20 protein-coding genes are annotated in these 23,954 nt (G+C 49.0%); 10 read left to right on the forward strand and 10 right to left on the reverse strand.

Going from position 1 to position 23,954, the window contains the following annotated elements:
• The first annotated feature begins 4 nt into the window (after positions 1–4).
• From HZF10_RS11240 to HZF10_RS11250, 3 genes are read left to right on the forward strand one after another with little or no spacing between them, the layout of a single operon-like run.
• Positions 5–520 carry an RNA polymerase sigma factor gene (locus tag HZF10_RS11240; protein ID WP_176006301.1) on the forward strand — a complete coding sequence of 172 codons (516 nt, stop codon included), beginning with the start codon at positions 5–7 and terminating at the stop codon, positions 518–520.
• Positions 517–819 carry a hypothetical protein gene (locus HZF10_RS11245; RefSeq protein WP_176006302.1) on the forward strand — a complete coding sequence of 101 codons (303 nt, stop codon included), beginning with the start codon at positions 517–519 and terminating at the stop codon, positions 817–819. Before HZF10_RS11240 ends, HZF10_RS11245 begins: the two co-directional genes overlap by 4 nt.
• Complete coding sequence (locus HZF10_RS11250; RefSeq protein WP_176006303.1) at positions 816–2,450, forward strand: DUF4932 domain-containing protein; 1,635 nt, start codon at positions 816–818, stop codon at positions 2,448–2,450. The genes HZF10_RS11245 and HZF10_RS11250 overlap by 4 nt, the downstream gene beginning before the upstream one ends.
• Here the strand turns inward: HZF10_RS11250 and HZF10_RS11255 are convergent, their stop codons facing one another.
• Entirely contained in the window at positions 2,451–3,143 is a 693-nt protein-coding gene (locus tag HZF10_RS11255) for a LytR/AlgR family response regulator transcription factor (RefSeq protein WP_176006304.1), read from the reverse strand.
• Complete coding sequence (locus HZF10_RS11260) at positions 3,119–4,177, reverse strand: sensor histidine kinase (RefSeq protein ID WP_176006305.1); 1,059 nt, start codon at positions 4,175–4,177, stop codon at positions 3,119–3,121. The genes HZF10_RS11255 and HZF10_RS11260 overlap by 25 nt, the downstream gene beginning before the upstream one ends.
• A 173-nt stretch (positions 4,178–4,350) precedes the next feature.
• Between HZF10_RS11260 and HZF10_RS11265 the strand changes: the two genes are divergently transcribed.
• From HZF10_RS11265 to HZF10_RS11275, 3 genes are read left to right on the forward strand one after another with little or no spacing between them, the layout of a single operon-like run.
• Positions 4,351–5,739, forward strand: coding sequence for a TolC family protein (locus HZF10_RS11265; protein WP_176006306.1), 1,389 nt, complete (start codon positions 4,351–4,353; stop codon positions 5,737–5,739).
• A gap of 1 nt (position 5,740) precedes the next feature.
• The gene (locus HZF10_RS11270) at positions 5,741–8,977 is read left to right on the forward strand and encodes an efflux RND transporter permease subunit (RefSeq protein WP_176006307.1); all 3,237 of its coding nucleotides are present in this window, start codon (positions 5,741–5,743) and stop codon (positions 8,975–8,977) included.
• Positions 8,967–10,064 carry an efflux RND transporter periplasmic adaptor subunit gene (locus HZF10_RS11275; protein ID WP_176006308.1) on the forward strand — a complete coding sequence of 366 codons (1,098 nt, stop codon included), beginning with the start codon at positions 8,967–8,969 and terminating at the stop codon, positions 10,062–10,064. The genes HZF10_RS11270 and HZF10_RS11275 overlap by 11 nt, the downstream gene beginning before the upstream one ends.
• Positions 10,065–10,150: 86 nt before the next feature.
• Here HZF10_RS11275 and HZF10_RS11280 read toward each other — a convergent pair whose 3' ends face one another.
• From HZF10_RS11280 to HZF10_RS11290, 3 genes are all read right to left on the reverse strand, one after another.
• Positions 10,151–10,807, reverse strand: a complete 657-nt coding sequence (locus HZF10_RS11280) for a hypothetical protein (protein WP_176006309.1) — start codon at positions 10,805–10,807, stop codon at positions 10,151–10,153.
• Between the two features lie 63 nt (positions 10,808–10,870).
• Positions 10,871–14,293: a DUF8818 domain-containing protein gene (locus HZF10_RS11285; RefSeq protein WP_176006310.1), complete on the reverse strand. Its 3,423-nt coding sequence runs from the start codon at positions 14,291–14,293 to the stop codon at positions 10,871–10,873.
• A 73-nt stretch (positions 14,294–14,366) separates the two neighbouring features.
• The gene (locus HZF10_RS11290; protein ID WP_176006311.1) at positions 14,367–14,945 is read right to left on the reverse strand and encodes a Crp/Fnr family transcriptional regulator; all 579 of its coding nucleotides are present in this window, start codon (positions 14,943–14,945) and stop codon (positions 14,367–14,369) included.
• A 380-nt stretch (positions 14,946–15,325) separates the two neighbouring features.
• Between HZF10_RS11290 and HZF10_RS11295 the strand changes: the two genes are divergently transcribed.
• From HZF10_RS11295 to HZF10_RS11305, 3 genes are all read left to right on the forward strand, one after another.
• Positions 15,326–15,904, forward strand: a complete 579-nt coding sequence (locus HZF10_RS11295) for a Crp/Fnr family transcriptional regulator (protein ID WP_176006312.1) — start codon at positions 15,326–15,328, stop codon at positions 15,902–15,904.
• Between the two features lie 181 nt (positions 15,905–16,085).
• A complete protein-coding gene (locus tag HZF10_RS11300) occupies positions 16,086–16,376 on the forward strand; it encodes a putative quinol monooxygenase (protein WP_176006313.1) in 291 nt (96 codons plus the stop codon).
• A gap of 34 nt (positions 16,377–16,410) precedes the next feature.
• On the forward strand, positions 16,411–17,085 hold the full coding sequence (locus HZF10_RS11305; protein WP_176006314.1) for a type 1 glutamine amidotransferase domain-containing protein: 675 nt from the start codon (positions 16,411–16,413) through the stop codon (positions 17,083–17,085).
• Between the two features lie 89 nt (positions 17,086–17,174).
• Here the strand turns inward: HZF10_RS11305 and HZF10_RS11310 are convergent, their stop codons facing one another.
• Together HZF10_RS11310 and HZF10_RS11315 are read right to left on the reverse strand one after the other, a co-directional pair.
• Entirely contained in the window at positions 17,175–18,431 is a 1,257-nt protein-coding gene (locus HZF10_RS11310) for an aspartate kinase (protein WP_176006315.1), read from the reverse strand.
• 84 nt (positions 18,432–18,515) lie between these two features.
• Positions 18,516–18,980: a GNAT family N-acetyltransferase gene (locus HZF10_RS11315; protein ID WP_176006316.1), complete on the reverse strand. Its 465-nt coding sequence runs from the start codon at positions 18,978–18,980 to the stop codon at positions 18,516–18,518.
• 228 nt (positions 18,981–19,208) lie between these two features.
• Here HZF10_RS11315 and HZF10_RS11320 point away from each other — a divergent pair, with 228 nt between their 5' ends.
• Entirely contained in the window at positions 19,209–19,997 is a 789-nt protein-coding gene (locus HZF10_RS11320) for an alpha/beta hydrolase (RefSeq protein ID WP_176006317.1), read from the forward strand.
• A 71-nt stretch (positions 19,998–20,068) separates the two neighbouring features.
• Here HZF10_RS11320 and HZF10_RS11325 read toward each other — a convergent pair whose 3' ends face one another.
• The 3 genes from HZF10_RS11325 to HZF10_RS11335 are packed head-to-tail and all read right to left on the reverse strand — an operon-like array spanning position 20,069 to position 23,945.
• On the reverse strand, positions 20,069–20,752 hold the full coding sequence (locus tag HZF10_RS11325; protein ID WP_176006318.1) for a hydrolase: 684 nt from the start codon (positions 20,750–20,752) through the stop codon (positions 20,069–20,071).
• A 28-nt stretch (positions 20,753–20,780) separates the two neighbouring features.
• Positions 20,781–22,163: an alginate export family protein gene (locus HZF10_RS11330; RefSeq protein WP_176006319.1), complete on the reverse strand. Its 1,383-nt coding sequence runs from the start codon at positions 22,161–22,163 to the stop codon at positions 20,781–20,783.
• Positions 22,164–22,184: 21 nt separating this feature from the next.
• Positions 22,185–23,945 (reverse strand): amidohydrolase, encoded by a 1,761-nt coding sequence (locus HZF10_RS11335; protein WP_176006320.1) that lies wholly within the window; start codon positions 23,943–23,945, stop codon positions 22,185–22,187.
• Positions 23,946–23,954: the final 9 nt, after the last annotated feature.

Consider the following 23,954-nt stretch of genomic DNA (forward strand, 5'->3'; position numbering starts at 1 on the left):
AGCCGTGGCAGACGAGTTGATAAAAAGAGCTCGAGACGGCGATTCCTCGGCTTGGAACGCACTCATCGACCATCACAAGGAACTCGCGTTCTCGATCGCTTTGCGTTATCTGAAGAACCGAGACGATGCGCTCGACGTGGTCCAGGACGCGTTCGTATTGGCGTTCCGGTATATTTCGGGTTTTCGCGATGAGGCCAAATTTTCAACATGGTTGTACAAAATCGTGTATCACGAATGCCTTCGGATGCTCAAAAAGCGAAAGACGACGACCGAATTCGAATCTGGATGGCTCGATTCCGAATCATCGGATGAAGACGAAATCGCACAGGAAACCGACATTTCGGCGTTGATGCAAAAACTCAACCCTAACGAATACCTGATCATCCAACTGTTTTATCTCGAGGAGAAAAGTATAAACGACATTTCCGAAATCACCGGATTCAGCAAATCGAACATCAAAGTGATGCTGCACCGCTCGCGCGAAAAAATGCGGATTTCGGCACAAGATCCAACGTTATGAAAAATCAATTGAAACAACAGCTAAAGGCGAATCTGGAAATGCCTTCACAACTTTTGAACGATGCCATCGTCGCGAAACTGAACATGAAACGCGCCACACGCAAACCGTCGACGGGAAACTCGTGGCTTGTGGGTTGTTTTATGGTATCGGGCGTTTTGGCGATTCTGGTGCTTTCGGGCACGGTCAACATTATGGACGAACAGGTCCGACTTACGCTATTGACGGCCGCGTTCCTTCCGTTAGGGCTTTTGTCGTGGGAATTCCTGTTGCGCAGAACTCATCCGAAAGCAAAGCCATGAAAAGCGTATTCGTTCTTTTTTCGGTATTGTTTTTCGGATTCGCGAATGCATCCACATTCAACAATTACAGCAAAAATGTAAACGGCATCGATTTACGCATCGACTGGCGTATCGAGCTTTTCAATTGTATCGCGATGCAGGCGGGGCATACGGGCATGTCGGCTACGAACATCGGCTATCGCCAGCAATGCATCGAATTTTTTTCGGGTCATGACGATCTCCAGGCACCAGCAATTTTGATGGAAACCTGGCGAAAAGGCTGGACCGTGGACGATCCGATCTTTTTCCTGTTGCATCTCAACGACGATTTTTCGCTTCGGCCCGGCATCGACAAAGGCATCATTGAAAGAGCCGGCGGAATTACGCAAATCAAGAAATTGTGCGAGGCGATGAAGATTTTTGCGCAAAAGACGAATTTCCAGGAGTTCTTCAACCGCATCCAAAAACCTTTCTACGAACAGGTCATCTCACAAACGGCCTATCATTTCAGGGATTTTGACGGCATCCGGACTATGGAAAAGTACTTCGGCACGAAATGCAGATCCTATACGCTTGTGCTCAACCTGAACGGCGGTTACGGCAATTTCGGCACAAGTCTCCAAAACCATAACGGGAACGAACTTGTGGCTGTCGTAGAAACCGGAGAAGCCGTCGGAGGAATTCCCGTTTTTACGCCCAATATCGCGACCGTCGATTTGGTCTTTCACGAGTTCAGCCACGGATTCGCCAATGCGTTCCTCGACGCCTACGCCGAAAAAGTAAAACAGACCGAGAAATTATACGAGCCGATTTCGGCATCAATGCAATCGCAAGGGTACTGGAATTGGAGCGTGACATTGAACGAACACGTGATCCGTGCGCTTGTGGTGCGTCTTGCGGCCAACCAATACGGCGAAGATTTTTCACGAATGACGTTTTACAAAATCATGTTAGGAAGGCGTTTCATTTACGGCGATCGCTTGCTCGAAAAACTCGAATCGTACGAAAAACAGCGCGACCGTTATCGCGATTTCGCCTCGTTCGTTCCCGAATTGCTCGAATCGCTATCGCCCGTCGATTCGAATTATGTGGCCGAAAAGCAGCAAAAAACCGAGAGAATGAGAGTTCCTCAAATCGCATCGATCCCGAAATCGAACGAATTTGCGCACGACAGCACGACGGTTTTTATCGTAAGCTCGCATGAAAACGATGTGCAAAGACAAACTGCAATGATCGAATTCGTGAAGCGTTACCGCGATATGCATTCCGGTAAAATCCGTATCATGACCGATGAACAGGCGTTGCAATCAGATTTGACGGAGAACGATCTCGTGGTTTTTGGGACGATCGAAGGGAATACGTTCCTAAAGCGTTATATCGACAGGTTCCCCATTGTGTTGCAATCGGACAAAATCATCACGAACAAAGTCGTCCGTGGCAAGAACCTACAACTCGTCATGTCGTGGACAAGTCCGCTTAACGACAAGAAAAGCATGGTTGTTTATACAGCGCAAAACATCGAAGACGTGAACGATTTTTATAAATCGCCCGTAAAAGACAACTATCATTTTTGGGTGGCCGAAAAACTCATTACGGTCGACAAAGGTTCGTACGGCCGTTATTTCGAGGTTTGGATGCCCGAGATTTTCTGATCAGCGCAAACGCTCGCCCAATTCGCGTCTGTATGTGATCCCGACGGGAATTTTCTCACCTTTTACAACAACCGTATCGCGTTCGAAGCTCTCGATATTCTTGAGCGAGACGATGTACGATTTGTGTACGCGCACGAATTTGTCCGACGGAAGATTGTGTTCGAGTTCATTCGTCGTAATCGTCGCGAGCCACGTTTTCTGAGGTGTGAAAATCTTCACGTAATTGCCGTAACTCTGGGCGTACCAGAAATCGTCGAACGCGATGTCTTCGAAATGGCTGTCGACTTTTACCGAAATGTGGCTGCGGTTGTCCTGTTTCCACTCTTGTTTCGGATACATCTCGAAAAACCGGCCGATGGCTTTCTCGAACCTCGGGAAGTAAATCGGCTTGAGCAAATAATCGATCACGCCGAAGTCGTAGCTTTCAAGCGCAAATTCCGAATACGCTGTCGTAAGGATGGTTTTTGGTGGTTCGTCGAGTTGCTGCAGCAATTCCAAGCCTGTCATTTCGGGCATGTCGATGTCGAGGAACATCAAATCTACGCGATGCGATTGTAGATATTCGGCCGCTTCGAATCCGTTGAAGCATTTGTGTACAAGCTCGAGTTTCGGATTTTGGCCGATGTACTTTTCGAGCACGTAATGCGCCGCCGGTTCGTCATCGACGATCAAACACTTACGGACGGCTGACATGTCGCGATTTTTTTGAGTTTGAGTTCGAGCGTGACCTCGTAACGACCTGATTTTTCTTCGATTTGCAGCATGTGTTCGTGCGGATACAAAAGATTCAAGCGCTCGGTCGTGTTCTTGAGTCCGATTTTGGTCGAAACCACTTTGTTTTTCTTCTCGGGAATCGAATTGACAAGCTGCAGTTTGAGCATGCCTTCTTTTACCGAGATCTTGAGGTGTACGAAACAACTTTCGATCGTGCCCGTACCGTGTTTGAACGCGTTTTCGATGAACGTGATCAAAAGCATGGGCGAAATCTTGTAGCCGTTTTCCTTATCGGTCTTGAAATCGAATTTGATGTCGCAGCGATAACCCAACCGTTCGCGTTCGAGTTCGATGTAACTCGCGATGAATTCGAGTTCTTCCTCGAGCGTCACGCATTGTCTTCCGTCGCTTTCAATTTGATAGCGCAGCATTTGCGACATGCGCATGATCAAATCGCTCGTGCGTTCGGGATATTGCAGGCTGATTCCGTATAGCGTATTGAAGGTGTTGAACAAAAAGTGCGGATTCAATTGGCTGCGCAACGATTTGAGCTGCATCTCGTTGAAAAGCAAGGCCTCGTCCTGTTTGCGCTTCTGCTCGCGGTACAATTTGAGCAATACGGTCGGGCCGAGATACAAAATCAGCGTTCCCGACAGCGATGCGATCAGATACACATAGCTTTTTTGGTGAGAAACCTGATAGGACACGAAATTCGAGAGCCAATTGATCGAAACCTCGTGCATAGCGCCCGAAAAAAGCAGGATCAGTCCGACCGATAATCCGAGGTAAACGATGGGCTTTTGCTGCTTGAGCAGAATCGGCAATAGGAAGAAACGGTTGGTCTGGGCATGCGCGTACAACATCGCGAAATACGTGAATCCAGCCAATACCGATTCGGCCGACGTATACTCGATCCAATCGTTCTTGAGCAAATGGATCGTGAGCATGAAAACGAAAATCGCGATTTCCTGCCACCATTTGGAGTCGAGTATGGAGTTGATTCGGGTATTCATCAAGTGCCTGAGTGCAAAAGTACCTGAGTACCTGAGCTGTTTGTGCAAAGTTCGGCTTTTTATGCATTGGTCGCATGTTCAAATGACGAATGCAACTCATCATTTAAACGCCCGTTTGAATCCATCGTATTGCAAAACCGATATAATTTTGTGCCACTCTAAGAACACACAAAATGTCTAAACTTCAGAACCTCATGTTTTTACTGTTGCTGACGGCGGTTTCGGGTTCGGCCCAAATCCTGACGATGCCCGAAGCGATACAGACCGGAGTGGCCAATTACGGCACGGTGAAAGCCAAGGAAAATTACGCGAAAGCCTCGGGTGAAACCGTGAAGCAGACGCGTCGCGATTATCTTCCGAACCTTGTGCTTTCGGGCCAGCAGGATTACGGAACGGTCAACGGGCAGAACGGTCCGCTATACGGATACGGCGGCTACGGCGTCGCATCGTCGGGGATTCCGCTCGATCATCAAAACTGGAACGCGGCTTTCGGAGCGCTTTATCTGGCCAACGTCAACTGGGAATTCTTCACTTTCGGACGTTACCGCGAGCGCATCAACCTTGCAAAAGCCGATCTGGCGCGCAACCAAGCCGATTACCAACAGGAACTTTTCCAACACCAGATCCGCGTGGCGGCCGCTTATCTCAATTTGCTAGCGAGCCAACGATTGGTGCGTTCCCAACAGAAAAATCTTGATCGTGCTAAAGTTTTCCTGAACACTTCGGGAGCGCGTGTCAAAAACGGGCTCAATCCGGGTGTCGATTCTACATTGGCTTCGGCCGAAGTGTCTCGCGCCAAAATCGAACTCAACCGCGTGCTCGATCTGGTAAAAGAGCAGAACAACCGTCTCGCGTTTTTGATGGGAACCGATGTACGCGATTTCCAGCTCGACACGTCTTTAGTGACCAAAATCCCGAACAACGTGCTTGCGCTGCAAACGTCGGCCGATTCAGTGAATCCGATTCTTAAATACTACAAAAGTCGTCTCGATTTCAGCGACCAGCAAGTGAAGCTGTACCGAAAGAATTACTATCCGTCGTTCAGCCTTTTCGGAGTTTTCCAGACGCGTGCTTCCGGATTCGAACCTGAATACACGCAAGACCAGACGCAGTTTTCCCGCAATTATTTCGACGGAATCAGTCCTGATCGCCAGAATTACCTCGTCGGAGTCGGCGTTACCTGGAACCTCACGAACATTTTACGTACGAGCAAACAGGTTTCGGCCCAAAAGTTCGTGTCCGAAGGCTTGAAAAACGAATACGACGTGATCGACAAGCAACTCAAGACACAATCGGATGCCGCCGACGCCAAAATCCGCTATGCGATGGACAATTACAACGAATCGCCAAGGCAGGTCGCCGCGGCGAAACAAGCCTATTTACAGCGTACGACTTTATACAAAAACGGGTTGACGACGTTGACCGACGTGACCCAAGCGCTTTACATCCTCAACCGCGCCGAAACCGACAACGACGTAATTTTTACCAACGTGTGGCAATCGCTTCTGCTAAAATCGGCGGCCACGGGCGACTTCAATCTTTTCCTAACCGAATTCCAGTAACATGAATCTTATACGTTTCGCTTTACGCAAACCCATTTCCATCCTCGTGCTTGTCGCCGGACTGTTCTTTTTCGGGATAGGTGCCGTGCGCGACATCAAAGTGGATATTTTACCGAAGATGAACCTTCCGGTGATTTACATCGCGCACCCGTTCGGCGGTTACACACCCGACCAGATGGAAGCTTATTACGCCAAAAACTACATCAACATCCTGTTGTTCGCCAACGGTATCAAATCGATCGAGACCAAGAACATACAGGGTTTGATGCTCATGAAATTGACTTATTATCCGGGAACGAACATGGCGCAGGCCGCGTCGGAACTTTCGGCTTTGTCGAATAGGATACAAGCGATTTTCCCGCCGGGTTCGCAGCCGCCGTTCATCATCCGTTTCGACGCTTCGTCTTTGCCTGTCGGACAATTGGTTTTGAGTAGTCCGATCCGTTCGAACAACGAACTTCAGGACATGGCGAACATTTACGTGAGGGCGAGTTTTACGCAGATTCCGGGATTGCTCGCGCCTGCGCCTTTCGGTGGAAGCCCGAGGACGATTCTTGTAGACGTCGATCCGTATTTATTGCGTTCGCACAATTTGACACCGGACCAGATCGTCGAGGCCATCCGACTCAATAACCAGACCGCGCCTCCGGGCAACGTCCGCATCGGCGATAAAAATTACCTGACGCCGACGAACTTTACGATTCGCGAGATTGCCGATTTCGAGAAAATCCCGCTGTTCAAGAACAATGTTCAGAATTTATATCTGGGAGATGTGGCCAAAGTGCGCGACGGAGCCGATGTGGTCGCGGGTTACGCGCTCGTCAACGGAAAGCGTTCGGTGTATATGAGCATCGCCAAATCTGCGGATGCTTCGACTTGGGACGTCGTGAAAAACCTCAAGGCCGCGCTTCCTAAAATCAAAAGTACGTTGCCCGAAGACGTGCAGCTTTCGTACGAATTCGACCAATCGGTTTACGTGATGAATTCGGTCAAGAGTTTGGTCACCGAAGGTATTATCGGTGCGATTTTGACCGGACTCATGGTGTTGCTGTTTTTGGGTGACCGACGCGCGGCGCTTATCGTTATCCTGACGATTCCGATCTCGATCATTTCGGGCGTTCTGTTCCTGCAGCTTTTCGGATTTACGATTAATCTGATGACACTTTCGGGACTCGCGCTCGCGATCGGTATTTTGGTCGACGAAAGTACGGTCACGATAGAAAACATCCACCAGCATTTCGATATGGGCAAACCGAAAGCCCTCGCGATTTGGGACGCGTGTAAGGAAATCGCGCTTCCGAAATTGCTGATTCTGCTGTGTATTCTGGCTGTTTTCGCTCCGGCGTTCACGATGGCCGGCATTCCGGGATCGTTGTTCCTGCCGTTGGCTTTGGCGATCGGATTCTCGATGATCACATCGTTCTTGCTTTCGCAGACGTTCGTTCCGGTCATGGCCAACTGGCTCATGAAAACGCATCACAAGGAAAAAGAATTCCCGGCGCATTCGGCAGATACGTTCGAATCGCACAGCATTCTCGTAGAACGCGACGACTTTAACGACGACGGGAAAATATCGAGGTTCGAACGTTTCCGCAACCGTTTCATGAAACTTATCGACCGCTTGTTCACAATCCGAAAAAAGGTGGCGTTGGTATATTTGCTAGGCGTGACGGCGCTTGCGGTCGTGGCTCTGAACTTGATTGGACAGGACGTTTTCCCGAAAGTCAACGCGAGCCAATTCCAGCTCAGGATGCGCGCTCCGGCGGGAACTCGTGTAGAACGCACCGAAGAAAAGGCAAACGCCGTTTTGGCCGAAATCAAGAAATTGGCAGGTGAAAATCATGTGAGCGTGACGTCGGTTTATGTGGGACAACACCCGTCGTTGTTCTCGATCAACCCGATTTATTTGTTCACGGCAGGTCCGCATGAAGCGGTTTTCCAGATCGGATTCAAGGACAACGAACTTGACCTCGACAAATTCAAGGACAATCTGCGCAACAGCTTGGCCAAGAAACTTCCCGACGTGAAACTGTCGTTCGAGCCTATCGAATTGACCGATAAAGTGTTGAGCCAGGGTTCGACCACACCGATCGAGATCCGCATTTCGGGCAAAGTCAAGAAACTCAACGAGGAATACGCGCAGAAACTTGTAGAAAAACTTCAGAAAACACCGTATTTGCGCGACGTACAAATTGCGCAACCCGTCAAATATCCGTCGTTGAACATCGATATCGACCGCGTACGCGCCGCTCAACTGGGCGTCGACATGAGCGATATCTCGAGGTCGCTCGTGGCTTCGACATCATCGTCGCGTCTCACGGAAAAAAACAACTGGATCGACGAGAAAACCGGACTTTCGTATTCGGTACAGGTCCAAGTGCCGCTCGACCAGATGCGCACCGAGAACGACATCAAGGAAATTCCCGTTGCAAGAAACCAGGCGCGTCCGGTTTTGGGCGATGTAGCGACGATTTCACCTTCGTTCACGCATGGTGAAAACGACAACTTGGGTGCGATTCCGTACGTTTCGGTCACCGCGAATATCAGCGACAAAGATTTGGGGACGGCCGTAAAAGACGTGCGTAAAGACATCGCATCGCTCGGTGAATTGCCGCGTGGTTTGTTCGTCGAACCTGTCGGGATGGGCATCGTGCTCGAAGAAACCATGGGAAGTCTGCAATCTGGACTTTTGGTCGCGATCGTCGTGATCTTTTTGATGCTGGCCGCGAATTTCCAATCGTTCAAAGTATCGTTCGTCGTCTTGACAACCGTACCGGCCGTGGTTTTGGGCTCGTTGCTAATGCTGTTCATTACGGGTTCGACCCTGAATCTGCAATCGTATATGGGCATCATCATGTCGGTTGGGGTTTCGATCGCGAACGCCGTACTTTTGGTCACGAATGCCGAACATTTGAGACGCGTGAACGGAAACGCGATGCAATCGGCCCGTGAAGCTGCCGGTTTGCGCTTGCGTCCGATCATCATGACGAGTATTGCGATGATTGCGGGTATGCTTCCGATGGCGATCGGACACGGAGAAGGCGGCGACCAGGTTTCACCGCTCGGACGCGCCGTTATAGGAGGATTGTTGTTCTCGACATTCGCGGTTTTGGTGATCCTGCCGATGATTTTCGCGTGGGTTCAAGGCAATGCCACGACACAATCCGTATCGCTCGACCCAGAAGACGAACAAAGTAAATTTTATGTTGCACCGAATACACCTGACAATGAAAAATAACAACATCATTTTCGCCTTATTCCTCGCGCTTGCCGTTGGCTGTAGCCCGAAAGAAGAAATCAAGCCTGCCGTCGAGGCCGCTCCCGCACTCGAAACGGTGGCGCTCACCAAAGAAAAACTGTCTACCGAAATGCGCGTTCCGGCAGAGCTCACCGGAATGAAGCAAGTCGATCTGTACGCGAAAGTTACGAGCTTCGTCAAAGAGCTCAAAGTCGATATCGGTTCCGAAGTCACACAAGGCCAATTGTTGGTCGTACTCGAAGCACCCGAAATCTCATCGCAGCTTTCGGCCGCCGAATCTCGATTGAAATCCCAAGAAGCCGTATATCTCGCGAGCAAATCGACGTATAACCGACTTTTCGAGACGAGCAAAGTAGAAGGCACGATTTCCAAAAACGATCTCGAACAGGCCGAAGCACGCAAAAATTCCGACTTTGCCCAATACCAGGCTGCGAAAGCGTCGTATGCCGAAGTGAGCAACATTCGCGGTTATTTGCAGATCCGCGCGCCGTTTACAGGTGTGGTTTCGGCGAGAAACGTCAACCTTGGCGCTTATGTCGGCCCGACCGGAAAAGGTTCGGATTTACCACTTCTGACCATCCAGCAACAAGACAAATTGCGTCTTTCGGTATTCGTTCCCGAGCAGTATTCGGGTTATCTTAAAGACGGTGACGCGCTTTCGTTCAACGTGAAGTCGCTTCCGGGACAAAAGTTCGACGCCAAAATCGCGCGTATGTCGGGTGCTCTCGATGCAAGATTGCGTTCCGAACGCGTCGAAATGGACGTTGTCAACAGCAAGAAAAACCTCAAACCGGGCATGATTGCCGAAGTATTGCTTCCGCTGAATGCGCCCGATAGTACGATCGTCGTTCCTAAATCGGCAGTCGTGACCTCGAGCGAAGGCGTTTATGTGCTGCTTGTCGACAATGGCGTGACCAAACGCGTTCCCGTGACCAAAGGACGTGAACTCGAAGACCGCATCGAAGTTTTTGGTGAATTGCCCGAAAACGGCAACGTAGTCAAAATCGCTTCCGAAGAAATCAAGGACGGAACGCCAGTGCAAATCTCGTCCGCGAATAAGCAATAAGAATAAAAGAATAACTCAACTAACCCAAGCAAAAAGGCACCGTATCATGACGATCGGTGCCTTTTGTGATTTTGTTTAACGCTCGGTTATTTCGATTCGGTCGTTGTCGCTGCCGGTTTCGGGTTCGGATCCTGCAAAAGCGCAGGCGTGTTCGATGTCGTGATCTTGACGCCGGAACCCGGAGTGACTTTTCCGTCGGCCGAAATCGTAGACGGCGTAATTGTGACGGGTTGTCCGTTGTTTGAAGAACTTACGTTTTGCACCGATGTCGGTTTCACGGGTTGGCTCAAAGACGAACCTACGGGAATGTCGCATCTGTGGCCGGGTTGCCCGTGTGGCGGGTTCATGCCCGGAGCGGTTTTTACCACCGGAGGAGTTGTCGTCACCGTCGCCGTGCCAGGTTTTGCGGCCGTTACGGTCGGAGTTGCTGTCTTTACGGGTTGGCTCAAAGGCGAACCTACCGGAATGTCGCAGCGGTGGCCGGGTTGCCCATGTGGCGGATTCATTCCTGGTGCGGTTTTCTGCACTTGTTGTATCTGTTGCGGCTGAACCTGCATTTGCTGCGGTTGCTGCATTTGTACCTGTTGCGGTTGAGGTGCGGCCGATTGAGCGTTAGGTTGCGGCGCAGCAGCATTCGTCGCCGTCAACGGAACCGAGCTTTCCTGTGGCTCGAGTTCTTTTTTGCAAGAAGCGGTTGCCAAAGCCAATGCCAAAGCCGCGAATATGGAAGTTTTGAATGTCATGTCGGTTTTTATTAAGGATTTCAAATATAAACGATTGCCGCTGATTGCACGCATCGGCCGATGTTAAAAAAACGCGCGTAATTGTACGCTTCCCGTATGGATCGCCTTGCTCGTCTCGCTTTTGCGTCCTTGGTAATTCACGTTCACGTCGAGGTATTGGGTGAGGTTTTTCTGCAACAGCAAACGCCACGTCAAATTCTGGCCGGGCTGCAAACCTTCGAGCATGGTATAGGCGACGGGCGAGAGCGCATCTCCGCTGAAATCGTTTTTGTACAGCGAGAATTCGCCGTTGGCCGTGAATTTCTTTTCGCTCGCATATGTGAAAGACGTACCGAAACGATCTTGGCCCAGCTTTTCGCGGTTGTTGATTTTGTTGTCTTTCTGCTGTCGTTCGTAAAAAATATCCCAACTCGCGTTTTTGTTGAACAGGTACGAGATTTTGGGTTGGATTTTATATCCGTCGAGTTCGTAATTCTTCGTTTCGTAATTCTCTGATTTGGATTCCGAAAAAACCGACTGCCCACTAAAGCTGAACAGCCACGTTTTCTGCACCAGATGCGCATATTGCACTTGATGCGAACGGTTGCCGTTTTCCTGCGAACCCACGTTGAGCAAACTTTTAGAACGACCCGAAACATACGTGTACGTCACCGAATGGTTTTGTTTTCCGCGGTTATAATACAAACTGTTGCGGAAACTCGAGGTAAGTCCGAGCAAATCCTCATCCGAGGAACTGAACGGATTCAAGTCGAAATTGTCACCTTTGCGTTCAATCTTTCGTTCGCTCAAAAAAGACGCCTGGTCGTAGAAATACGAAAGCACTTTGAGAAAGCCCGTCTTGTTTTGCCATTGGGCAGGATTGAGCGTGAGCGAAGGCGAGAATTTATTCTGGTGCGTCTTGATGAACACCTGGTTCGGAAGGAAAACCCGCACGTATTTCGCCTGATCGGGGAAAGGCGCGACCTCGAATTCCTGCAATTCCTGGATCCCGTTGCCGTTGTAGTCGTTCCAGGTGTAAATCCCTTGTCCGGGCTCGACCTCGATGTACGTGAATTCCTGTTGTGGAATCGTACCCGAAGTAGTTTCGTAAGCGGCCGTGACGGCAATCAATTGGTCGAAAAAACGATCGCTGTACAACAATCGGGAATTCAGTGAAGGTTCGGTGCCCAAAGCCGCGTCCTCAAATTTCAATCGGCGGTAATTCACGAAAACCGACAGGTTCGTGCGTTCGTTCTTGATCAGTTGCGATTTGAGGTAATACGAATTCGACCTGTTCACACGCTCGAGGATCCCGTTCTGCAAACTGTCGTTGACGCGTCCCAAATAACCCAATTCCATGTAGACTTTCGTGCTATCGCCGCGTCCGATGAAAGCGCCGTATTCGGTAAAACGCTGGCTCAAGGCCGAAAGCGCGCCCGTGGTTTTGATGACTTCGTGGTTGTCTTCGAAACGTTGGCTGCCGCCGACCCAATTCTTTCCGAAGTGATATTTTGCCTGAAGATTGTTGCGCGAAAACTGCGATTCGGCATAATCGCCGTCGCTTTTCAAGAAACTTCCCGAGTTGCGGACCGTAAATTTGTTGAGCTTGATCTGGGCTTCCACGACATGGCGCGTTCCCGAAAAAGCGCTTGAAAAATCGAGTTTTTCGAATTTGTATCGCGCGAAACCTTTTTCAGGATTGTTGAATTCCACGCCCGATTGCAGATAGCTTTGGTCGTTGACGCCCGTCGTGTTGGTCGTGCCTGTCAAGTTCCAGTCGCGATCGAATTCAATCGAAAACAAACGCTCGATCGTGCGGAATTCCTTCTGCACGAATTGGTAGTTCGCAAAAGCGTCCACGGTCGATTTATTTCGTGTGAAAATGCGTTGCTTCGCGTTGATTTTCCCGGCGAGGCCTTGGTTGTTGCCGTCATCCATGCGCGAAAAAAGGTTGAGGTCGTTGTTGCTCAGACCCGCTTCGAAATCGATGTTCGTCTTCTCGCTCGGATTCACGCGTCCCATAAGCGAGACGATCTGGATTTTGGTCGGTGCGACAAGCCGTATGATCGGTTCGTAATTGCCTTGCAGGATTCCGTTTATCGGTGCAACATATTCGTATATACGACCTACGGCGGCGTTATTGGCGAGAATATAGTTCCCTTGGTTGTTTCCGACGAGCGTGAAGCGCACATTGAACAAATCGTCGTCGGGATTGTTCGAAAACTCGAAAACCTCGACGCCGTTGACCGTGATTTTCCGATACAAAATCTTGTTTTCGGAATACGAATCGGCGTAAGCGGAAGGCGCTGTCATCAAACTCGGGTCATCGCCCGCATCGACAAGGATTTGCGCCTGTTCTTCGGACAAATTCTGCTGCAACGGCTGGTTTTTCACGTCGCTTTCAGAATACACGTAACCGCCGATACTCCATGTTTTGTGCTCGTGGACGGCGCCTCCGTAAGCCACGAAACGCGTGTAATTCCTATCCGAATATTGGTATTCGATGTTGATGCGCATCTCGGACGTGATCGGAAACAAAGACGTGAACGTGATCTCGCCCGCGTTGTAATCGATCACGTAATCGGCATTCTCGCCTCGTTTGAGCAGAATTCCGTTCACGTACACGCGTTCTGAACCCGAAATCACCAAAATGTACAATTCGCCGTTCGGACCTCGCAGTTTATACGGGCCTTGATTGCCTTCCTGACCCACGAACGTACTTTTGGCGTATTGGCCGCGCACCAAGGCCGCCGATGCGAAAATCGTGGTCTGGCTTTCGGGTTTTCCGAACGTGACCTGGCCCGAAACGCCTTGCACTTTCTTGCTGAAATTCAAAAAGCGCGACTTGCGGTTCTCGAGGAAAAGATCGCCTGCGCGGATGTTCCATTTGTCGGAAAACAATTCGATGAAAATCTGGTCGAATTCGTCGAGTTTCTGCGAATATCCGCCTTCCTGAAGCGGCACGTTCGAATCCTGGATCGACGCGCGAAGGCTGACTTTGTCGGAGATTTTGCCCGTAATCTGCAAGTCGAGGGATGAATTCGTCACCGCGTTCTGGTTGTTTCCGACCGTGATGCCGCGCGTGATCGAGCCCGAAGTGTTCAATCCTTCAAAAGGCACGAAGGCTTTCTTGACCGATTTGTCGACCTGATACAGATTGCCCGCTTGGTTCGAAACGATGCGCGATTTGTCGTAAATGCTGTATTCTTTGGTGAGGTATTGCGGAAGCTTGAGGAATCGGACGTTGACCGTGTCGTTCAAAAAAGGCGCGTTTTCATTAAAAACCAAAGTGGATTTCGAGAAATCGATTTTGTAAAAGGAAGCGTCAATAGGTTGATTCAGGCGATCCGAAATCTTGAAAAATTCGGGGTTTATGCTCAAGCTGTCGAGCTTTATCGTATCGCGCGTGACGAAATACTTGCGATTGCGGTAAGGCGTATCGGTTTCCTGCGACCAAAGCGCGCACGAAAAGCACAGCAATACGACCCAAAGCAATTTTTTCAGCATAGCAATTATAACGCCTTGTGGTCAAAAGTAGTGTATTCGTGTGAAGTTCGCGATGCGATGTTGCGGAATCGGCTCAGTCTATGGCCAAATCCTTTTTGATGCGGCTCAAACTTTCCGAGGTGATGCCCAAATACGAGGCCACGTGGTAATTTTTGACGTTTTTTTGGATGTCGGGATAGGTGCTGATAAACGTCAGGTAACGTTCGGTGGCCGATTGTGCCAGGTTGGCAAGCACTCTTTCCTGAAAACTGATCAGGTAACGCTCGAAAATCAGGCGGAAAAAACTCTCTACCGAAGGCACCGATCTGTAAAGTTCTTCGAGATTGTCCTTCGAAAGCCGGTAGACGATCGCATCCTGCAGGCATTCTATGTTGAGGATGGCTCTTCCGTTGACGAGAAACGCCGTGTAATCGCTGATCCACCAATCATTCACGGCGAATTGAAGCGTGTGTTCTTTGCCCGACGCGTCCACGTAAAAAGCCCTTAAACAACCGCTGCACACGTAATATTGATAGCTTGCAGGTTGTCCTTCCCTTAAAATAATGTGTCCTTTACCGATCGAAAGTTTCTGAAAGTTATCCCTAAGGATCTCCGTTTCCTTTAGGGAGAGCGCGACGCCCTTAAATATGTCTTGTATGTTGCAAGGCTGCATGGTTCCCAAAGGTTTGTGTGGATAATTGGCCGCTGAATATCGATGCGCTTTTCAACACAGATCCGTGTTGCGGAAACTTGCCGGATTCGGTTTCATGTTTCTGGAAAGCTCACCTTCTCGGACAAATGTATATGTAGCAGTAATCAAAAAAATTGATGTATGGTAAGAAAGCCTATCTAAGGTTTTTCTTTCTTTGAGCGTTGGGATTTCAATCAAAATATCTACTGCGGATAGTTTTGTAAATCAATATTTTAACTTGTTTTTTTGTCGTAACTTGACGTTTGGTTACATCTGTACGATTGATTCGGAAGTAGCTGTTGGAATGTCCTTACATTTAAATTCAAATTGCAGTCAATCAACGTCAAAGCATTCTGTTTTTTATGAATAATTGTACCGTAAGGGAGATTTTTAAAGGGGTAGATTTTTCGGATGCCGACTTCAATATTGCCCAATCGAAGTTTGAGCGGATTTCGGTCAAAAAGGGAGATATTCTTTTAATTGCGGGGCAGTCTGTACCTTACCAGTATTACGTAGAAGATGGATGTATGCGTACCTATCACATTACCGATACCGGAAAAGACGTCACGATACAATTCGCTATAAAGGATTGGTGGATCAGCGATTACACGGCATTTTTTACCGGTGGGAAATCGGTTTTGAACATCGAATGCATACAGGACGCGATCGTATACCGCCTCGCCAAGCAAAGCATGGAAGAACTGTATGTCGAAGTACCCGGGATCGAGAGTTTTTTCAGGATCAAGATGGAACGCTTTTTCGGCAGTTTCCAAAGGCGCATCCTGTCCGATCTGGCGTTGTCGGCTAAAGACAAATACAAGACGTTTCTCAAGGCGTATCCGAATATCGAAAAACACATCAAGAATTACCATCTCGCATCCTATTTGGGCATCACGACCGAAAGCCTGAGCAGGATACGACACGAACTTGCCCACGAATAGTTTCTTATCCTACATCAATTTTTTGCAGATGACGGCCGCCTAATTTTGGTTTGTCATGAATCGGTATTCCCCAAATCCGGAAAATAGACGACACTGTTTTCTTATCCTACGTCAATTTTTTTGGACGCTGTTAATCAGAACTTTGAATAACAATCGAACGTAAAATTAAAGTCACGATCATATGGAAAAAGAACTCATCGTAAAATGGAAAATCAAGCAGACGGAAGTCTCTAATGTCTTGAAATTGTTGCCCGAACTGGCGCAAAAATCAAAATCCGAAAAAGGGAATCTTACTTACGAGATTTTCCAGTCGGAAACCGAACCCACGGAATTCGTGCTGCACGAACGCTATGCGAACGAAGAGGCTTTGGAGTTTCACAAGAATTCCGACCACTATCAAAATATCGTCGTAAAACAAATCATCCCGCTTCTCGAAGTGCGCGAACTCATGTTCGTGAAAAAATTATCGTAAACAACACTTATCAATCATTTTAAAGAATTTCATCATGTCAAAAAAAATCCTAATTATCGTATCGAACACCAACGCGATTGGTCCGAACAACAGAAGAACAGGCAATTTCCTGCCCGAAGTCGCACATCCTTACGCCGAATTTGACCGTGCCGGTTACCAAATCGATTTTGCGAGCCTTAGCGGAGACACGCCTTACCTCGACGCGCTTTGGATGGCCGCCGATCCCGACAATCTTGCGTTCCTCGTCGGAAAAGGCTGGGAAACCATGCAAAAAGCCAAAAAACTTTCTGATGTAGACGTAAGCGGTTACGACGCCATTTTCGTTCCCGGCGGTCTAGCGCCGATGGCCGACATGCCCGAAAACCCATTGCTCAAGCAAGTCGTCAGGGAAACCTATGAACGAGGCGCGGTCGTAGGTGCGGTTTGTCACGGACCGGTTGCGCTGCTCAACGTCAAGCTCAGCGACGGCAGTTATCTCGTGAATGGTAAGAACATCTCGTCTTTCACCACGGCCGAAGAAGACAATTACGCAAGAGCCGACGTGCCTTTCGATCTTCAGACGGCGCTTACCGAACAAGGCGCGATTTACCATGTAGCCGAACCGTGGCAGCCGATGAGCGTAGCCGACGGCAACTTGGTGACCGGACAAAATCCTGCATCGGGTAAAGGAGTCGGAGAGAAAATGGTCAAAATCCTTGAGGGCAAATAAGACGCGATCGGACAAAAAAATTAGAGTCGGTTCCGAAATTAAGGAGCCGACGCCAATTCGTTTTACAGATTTTCTGTAGTTTTTTTACATCAGGATTCGAGCGTTACGATCTGCAACGTCTCACGGCTGATTTGCTTCACGAGTACTTTTTTGTCCTTTTCGACCATTTTCGACGCCTTGTCATCGAAATGGCGGATCGTGTAAAGCGACACGTTTTCATTGTACGACACCTTGAATTTCTTGGAAAGCGTCGCCTTGAGCTCTTGGAAATTCCCGAATTTATCGTCTACGCAAACCGAAAAACTGATCGCCGAATTCTGTATCAACGACACTTTCATCTTGTATTTGTGCAACAACGCGAAGATTTCACTGATGTTTTCTTCCATGATGAACGAAAAATCGATGGACGAAAGCGAAATCAATAACTGGTTTTTCTTGACGATGAAACACGACAATTGCGGATCGAGGTCGGCGCCTTTGGAAACGCTGGTTCCGGGCAATTTCGGATTCAGGAACGATTTTACGTAAAGCGGGATTTCCTTGCCCTGTAACGGCTGCAGCGTTTTCGGGTGGATCACGGTAGCGCCGTAAAACGCCAATTCGATGGCTTCGCGGTACGAGATCTGGTTCAACAGCGTGGCGTTCTCGAAATAACGTGGGTCGGCATTCATCACACCGGGAACGTCTTTCCAGATCGTGACGCTGTCGGCGTTGAGGCAATAAGCGAAAATAGCGGCCGTGTAATCGGAACCTTCGCGCCCCAAAGTCGTCGTGAACCCGTTTTCGTCCGAACCCAAAAATCCTTGGGTGATATTGAGTTGCTTACGCTTGACGTTCTTTGAAATGTTCTTTTGCGTCTGTTCCCAATCGACGTTTGCATCGCGGAACGTACTGTCGGTCTTGATGAAATTGCGCACGTCGATCCAGGTGGTCGAAATGCTGCGGTAATTCATGTAATGCGACAGGATCACGGTCGATATCAATTCTCCGTAACTCACGATCTGGTCGTATACGAAGTTGTAATTCGGTGATTTGTTGTGGCCGAGAAAGTATTCCATATCGGCAAAATGTGCGGCGACATCCGAAAAAACCTTGTGTTTGTCGTCTTCGAACAGGTCGAGCAAAATCTCGCTGTGGTATTTTTTTACATCCTGAAGCGATTCCTTTAGCTCCTTCGATTTGTCCATGTAGTTTTTCACGACGACCTCGAGTGCGTTCGTGGTTTTTCCCATGGCCGAAACGACGAGCAAAACGTCTTCGTGTCCCACAATCTGCAACACTTCGTATACGTTGCGGATTCCTGCTGCGTCTTTTACGGAGGCGCCACCGAATTTGAAGATTCTCATTTCAGTAAAATTCCGATGTTGAAAAATTCCAAATTCCTAACTGTCTTAAAGAACGATTGGGATTTGGATTTTGGGATTTGAGATTTATTTAAAATTATTGATTCCGGTCTGGTCCATGTGCACGACGCGCCAATCGGTAAGGATTTTGGCTCCGGATTTCTCGTAGAATTTCACCGCGGGTTCGTTCCAGTCGAGCACGTTCCATTCGATTCGTCTCACGTTGTCGATTTTTCCCTGTTCGATGATTTTGGAGTACAAAGCCAAGCCGACTCCGGTTCCGCGCGCTTTTTCGGTCACGATCAGGTCTTCGAGATGGATGGTTTTGCCTTTCCACGTCGAATAACGGTAATAATAAAGCGCCATTCCTACAATCTCGTTGTCAAGTTCGGCTATGAACGTGTAAAAAAGCGGGTCGTTTCCGAAACCGTCGCGAATCAAGTCGTCTACCGTGACTACGACGGCGTCGGGTTCGCGCTCGAAAATGGCGAGTTCGGTTATCAGACGCAACACGTCTGGCATGTCTTGTTTTGTGCCGGGGCGGATGATCATGGTGGTGTGTTTGGGCAAATATACGAAGTGCGTCGTCGCGGAAAAACTTCGATTCCCGCTTTTGTTGTACGTCATCCGAAAATACACGATTATAATTAATATTTATGACTTCAAAAAATTATCAATTTGATTTATGAAAATACGCGAACTAGTTTTGTCCTGTCAAATCGCAATAACGACCCGACAATAACAATATCAATCTAATCTTCCACTTTAAAAATCTTTATCATGAAAACGACAAGTTTCAAAAATCTCGTAAAAAGTCTGCTGGTAGCGACAATGTTAGTATTCGGAGTTTCATCGTTCGCCCAAAAGGCGTCAACCCCGAAAATCAAGAATGTAGTACTCGTACACGGTGCTTTTGCCGACGGATCGGGCTGGAAAGGCCTTTATGAATCATTGACCCAAAAAGGTTATGACGTGACCGTGGTGCAAAATCCGTTGAGTTCTTTGGAAGACGACGTAAGAGCGACACAATTGGCACTCGACAAACAAGACGGACCGACAATCCTCGTAGGACATTCATGGGGTGGCGTCGTGATCACCGAAGCTGGTAACCATCCTAAAGTGGCGGCTTTGGTTTATGTGGCGGCTTTGCAACCTGATGCCGGAGAATCAGCGTTGACTTGGCTGCAATCGGCTCCGCCAGCTTCAGAAAACGGGGTGCTTGCTCCAGACGACAAAGGAATCGTGTATTATGACAAAGCCAAATTCCACGCTGGTTTTTGTGCCGATCTCAGCAAGAAAGACGCCGATTTCATGTACGCTTCACAAGGTGCGTTCTATGCAAAAGGCTTCGGAACCAACGTGACCAAAGCTGCTTGGAGAACCAAGCCGTCATACGGTGTAGTGGCGACAGAGGATAAATCGATCAATCCCGAAATCCAACGCAACATGTACAAAAAAGCGAATGCCAAAATCACCGAAATCAAAGGAAGCCACGTGGTTTTCATTTCGCAACCCGAAGCCGTCGCTAAAGTGATCGTAGCGGCGAGCAAAGAAGTGAGCGTGAAATAACCAACTTCATATTTCCATAAAAAAGCCCGGTAATTGCCGGGCTTTTGTGTTTTTTTGATTTTTAAGGCAGGTCAATGTTTTAGCATATTGCGCGCATATTGGATACCGATGCCGTAACCGCCCGCGTATTTCTGCATCAGGTCGTTGACGGGCGTATACGTTTCTTGTCGCGCCCAATCGCGTTGCAGTTCCAAAACGTATTGTACGGCGGTCATGGGTTTCGCCCCGGCTTGTATCATGCGTTCGACCGCTCTTTCATGCGCTTCGGGCGTGACGTCTCCGCAGGCATCTGCAATAAAATACACGTCGTAACCTTCAGAAATGGAAGAAAGAACCGGCCCGACTATGCAAACGCTCGTCCAAAGACCGGCGAACACGATTTTCTTTTTATTGGTTCCCGTGATGGCTTTATAAGCGTTGACGTCTTCCCAGGTATTCATCGTCGTGCGGTCGATGTAACCGGACGTTTGCGGATACGCTTCGAGAATTTCAGGAAAAACCGGACCGCTGAACGAATTCTCGGCCACGGTCGTGTTGATTGTCGGCACTTTGAAAATTTTCGATCCGAACGCCAGCAAAGCTACATTGTTGCGCAAGTGATCGATCGGAATGCTTTGGGTCGCGAACGCCATCTGTCCTTCGAAATCGATAAGCACAAGCGCGTGATTCGTCGGATTGAGCAATTGAGGTGACGGTTTTTGTGCGTGCAACAACGACGCACACAAAAGGATTGCTGAAAAGAAAAGTGTTTTCATGATGTAAAGTTTAAATGATTGTTGAAGATTAAAATTGAAGTTGCATCGTAAGTCCCGTAAAAATGATGTCGTTTCCGGGCGTGACCGATTGCAGGTATTTTCCGGCTTTGAACCAGGTGAATTCGGCGCGGAACGAAAGAAACGCATTCGCATCCCACGTAAAATCGGTGGCGAGTTGCTGTCCGATTTCCTTTTCGCCCGAATCGCCCGCAGGATAAATCAGAGAAGCGTTCGGCGCGTACAAACCATCTTGTTCGCTGAACCGCCAAAAAGCGTCGTAATCGATCGTCCAGTCCAAACCTTCGGCAATATTGAAACTGATCGAAGGATGTACGTCGATGAGGTTCGACGGGCCGACCAAAGCCGCCAATCCGAAGTAAGCGCCTCGAGGGAAAAGCGGATTGAACGTTTGGGTTTTGTCGTCGGTAACGTCGCGGTCGCCGCTGATGATTTCGGTCTTCAAACCGATTTCGGGCTTGAATTTGAGCGAATTGAACCGGAATGCCGTATTGACCGAAGCCGTCCACGCACTGATGTCGGTCATCGCGAAACGCCCGAACTGGTAAACGCCTTCGAGGTCGTAACGCCATCCGCCGATTTGGTTGGCGAGTCGCATGCCCACGGAATGACGTGTCTCATTGCCCGTAATTCCGGAATCGAACGCAACCGATTCGCGATAAAGTCCTAAATAATACAATTCGGTCGTGCCGATGTACGGAATCTTGTCGTACCTGAAATAACTTCCCCAAAACTGACGACTGTCGTTCGATTCGTCGTCGAAAATATCGTCGGAAGCGCGAACGTAATGCGTGTAGAAAAAATCGGCCTTGAAGTTGGCGACTTTGAGCATCGCTTTTGCGCCGTCGAACGACTGCCGGTTGTTCGGGCCTTCGCGCACGGCGACCAAGCGCTGGCTGCCATAGGAGAGTTCCTGTCGTCCGATGCGCAACAGCAGTGCGGTTTTTTGGGTCGGATTTTCGAGCAAACCGAAATCGGCAAATCCCTGGTGAAGTTCTAGCGGATTTTGATCGACGGGACTCGGATCGAGCCTTCCTTCGGCCAAACTGCTTTGCGTCTGCACGAAAAAGCGAACCCGTTTTCCCAAGTGCAAATCGGCGTGAAACAGAAAGCGCGACAAGATATAGCCGTCGTGATCCTCGGGCGAATCTCCCCAATTTTCGTTTTCGACGTAAAAATACTGGTAGCGCACATCGCCTCCGAAAGACAGGTAGCTCCGGCGGTTTTCACTCAAATTCAAATGCTTCATGCGACTGTACCATTTTGAACCGAAAGTGGAGTCGTTTACAGTCGAATAATCCTCGTCGAACCGCATCGATTTGAAATCGGGCGATTGTTGGGCCGAGGCTACACATCCGATAAAGACCATTAAGAAGCATGCGATTGTTTTCATGGTTGGTGTTTTCATCTCGATTTATTTTTGGTAACCGCCGAAATATTTTACAGGTGACCAATCGGGGATAACGACAGGAACGACGGGTTGCAGCGTCTTGAATTCATCGGTTGCATAAACGACTTTTCCGTTCACGACGGTGAGTACCGATTCGATTTGGCGCACGTCGTCGGGCGCAATCGAGAAATAGTCGTGGTCGAGCACGGCAAAGTCGGCGTACATGCCTTTGATCAGTTTGCCTTTGACGTTTTCTTCTCCCGAAAACCACGCGCTTCCCGAAGTGTAAAGCTTGAGCGCGTCGAATTTATCCAGTGATTCCGAAACCGGCCAAAACTGCATGCCGCCGAGCGTTTTTCCGGTAAGCAGCCAATGCATCGCCATCCACGGATTGTAGGTCGAAATCCTCGTCGCGTCGGTTCCCATTCCTACGGGAATCCCGATTTTGAGCATTTGATTGATCGGCGGAATCTGAACGGTAGGCGCACCGTACATTTTTTCGTACAATTCGCCCTGGAAGTACATTCGGAACTGGACGGCAATGCCGCCGCCAAGTTTTTTGACGCGTTCCATTTGGGCAGGCGTGATGGTTTCGGCGTGGTCGAACAGCCAACGCAATCCGTCGAACGGAATCTCCTTATTCACTTTTTCGAATACGGTAAGCATGCGCTCGATCGATTCGCCATACGTGGCATGCAGGCGGAACGGCCAGCGGTTTTTGACCAATAAGCGGATGATGGGTTCGAGGTCTTGTTCCATTTCGTCCGAGAGAACGATCCTTGGTTCGAGGAAATTCTCGAAATCCGCGGCGCTCGCCACGAGGTTTTCGCCCGCGCCTTCTTCGGAATAGCCATTGGCGACGAACAAATTGTCGTTCTTGTTGATTTTGGTTTCGTAAACCCATTTTTCGTAATCCTGCAATTCTTTGCCTTTTTGCTGGGCGAACAGGTAATACGAAATGCGCAACGTGAGCTTGTTTTGCTTGGCGAGTTCGAGCGATGTGGCGTAATCGGCAGGGAAATTTTGTCCGCCACCGGCCGCATCGATGGCACTTGTAAGCCCGAAACGGTTGAGTTCGCGGTTGAACTGGATCGAGCTGTTGAGCTTTTCCTCTGGTGACAATTTAGTCGTCAGTCCAAGCGTCGTATAAATGGCTTTTGGGGTTTCCTTTGCGTACATCACACCGGTCAGGTTGCCATTCGCGTCCTTTTCCAGCAGACTTCCTTCGTATTTGGTGTTGTTGTCATACCCCAAAACCTCGAGCCCTTTTTTGTTGACGAACGCTTTTCCGTACAGGTAACTGATGAAAACCGGCCTGTCTGGCACCGCGGCGTTGATTTCTTCGATCGTGGGTTGGCGCTTTTCGGCGAATTGGTATTCGTTCCAACCTCCGACGACTTTGATCCACACACCTTGGGGCGTCCGGGCTGCCTGTTCGCGCAACATTTCCATCGCTCTTTTCAACGTTTTGACGCCATCCCATCGCAATTCGGCATTGTAATTCAAACCTTCGCGGATTACGTGGATGTGGCTGTCGTTGAGTCCGGGAATCACGGTTTTGCCTTTGGCGTCGATTTTTTGGGTGGCGTTGCCCGAATGTTTTTTGAGGATGTCCGAACTTTTTCCGATGTCGAGTATCAAACCGTCTTTTACGGCGACAGCCTGCACAAACTCATTGGGCTTGTGCATCGTGGCTATCTTTCCGTTAAAGACGATCAGGTCGGCTGTCTGCGCGATCGAGCTGAAAGCGCAGAACAGTAATACGATAAGTAGTGACCGTTTCATTTTTGTGGT

This window comes from Flavobacterium agri (assembly GCF_013401995.1).
Taxonomy (GTDB): Bacteria; Bacteroidota; Bacteroidia; order Flavobacteriales; family Flavobacteriaceae; genus Flavobacterium; species Flavobacterium agri.

Coding starts and splice junctions, on each gene's coding strand:
- HZF10_RS11260 (WP_176006305.1), bottom strand. CDS start 4,177: ATGAATACCCGAATCAACTCCATACTCGACTCCAAATGGTGGCAGGAA.
- HZF10_RS11275 (WP_176006308.1), top strand. CDS start 8,967: ATGAAAAATAACAACATCATTTTCGCCTTATTCCTCGCGCTTGCCGTT.
- HZF10_RS11300 (WP_176006313.1), top strand. CDS start 16,086: ATGGAAAAAGAACTCATCGTAAAATGGAAAATCAAGCAGACGGAAGTC.
- HZF10_RS11285 (WP_176006310.1), bottom strand. CDS start 14,293: ATGCTGAAAAAATTGCTTTGGGTCGTATTGCTGTGCTTTTCGTGCGCG.
- HZF10_RS11305 (WP_176006314.1), top strand. CDS start 16,411: ATGTCAAAAAAAATCCTAATTATCGTATCGAACACCAACGCGATTGGT.
- HZF10_RS11315 (WP_176006316.1), bottom strand. CDS start 18,980: ATGATCATCCGCCCCGGCACAAAACAAGACATGCCAGACGTGTTGCGT.
- HZF10_RS11250 (WP_176006303.1), top strand. CDS start 816: ATGAAAAGCGTATTCGTTCTTTTTTCGGTATTGTTTTTCGGATTCGCG.
- HZF10_RS11265 (WP_176006306.1), top strand. CDS start 4,351: ATGTCTAAACTTCAGAACCTCATGTTTTTACTGTTGCTGACGGCGGTT.
- HZF10_RS11290 (WP_176006311.1), bottom strand. CDS start 14,945: ATGCAGCCTTGCAACATACAAGACATATTTAAGGGCGTCGCGCTCTCC.
- HZF10_RS11335 (WP_176006320.1), bottom strand. CDS start 23,945: ATGAAACGGTCACTACTTATCGTATTACTGTTCTGCGCTTTCAGCTCG.
- HZF10_RS11245 (WP_176006302.1), top strand. CDS start 517: ATGAAAAATCAATTGAAACAACAGCTAAAGGCGAATCTGGAAATGCCT.
- HZF10_RS11310 (WP_176006315.1), bottom strand. CDS start 18,431: ATGAGAATCTTCAAATTCGGTGGCGCCTCCGTAAAAGACGCAGCAGGA.
- HZF10_RS11320 (WP_176006317.1), top strand. CDS start 19,209: ATGAAAACGACAAGTTTCAAAAATCTCGTAAAAAGTCTGCTGGTAGCG.
- HZF10_RS11270 (WP_176006307.1), top strand. CDS start 5,741: ATGAATCTTATACGTTTCGCTTTACGCAAACCCATTTCCATCCTCGTG.
- HZF10_RS11280 (WP_176006309.1), bottom strand. CDS start 10,807: ATGACATTCAAAACTTCCATATTCGCGGCTTTGGCATTGGCTTTGGCA.
- HZF10_RS11295 (WP_176006312.1), top strand. CDS start 15,326: ATGAATAATTGTACCGTAAGGGAGATTTTTAAAGGGGTAGATTTTTCG.
- HZF10_RS11255 (WP_176006304.1), bottom strand. CDS start 3,143: ATGTCAGCCGTCCGTAAGTGTTTGATCGTCGATGACGAACCGGCGGCG.
- HZF10_RS11330 (WP_176006319.1), bottom strand. CDS start 22,163: ATGAAAACAATCGCATGCTTCTTAATGGTCTTTATCGGATGTGTAGCC.
- HZF10_RS11325 (WP_176006318.1), bottom strand. CDS start 20,752: ATGAAAACACTTTTCTTTTCAGCAATCCTTTTGTGTGCGTCGTTGTTG.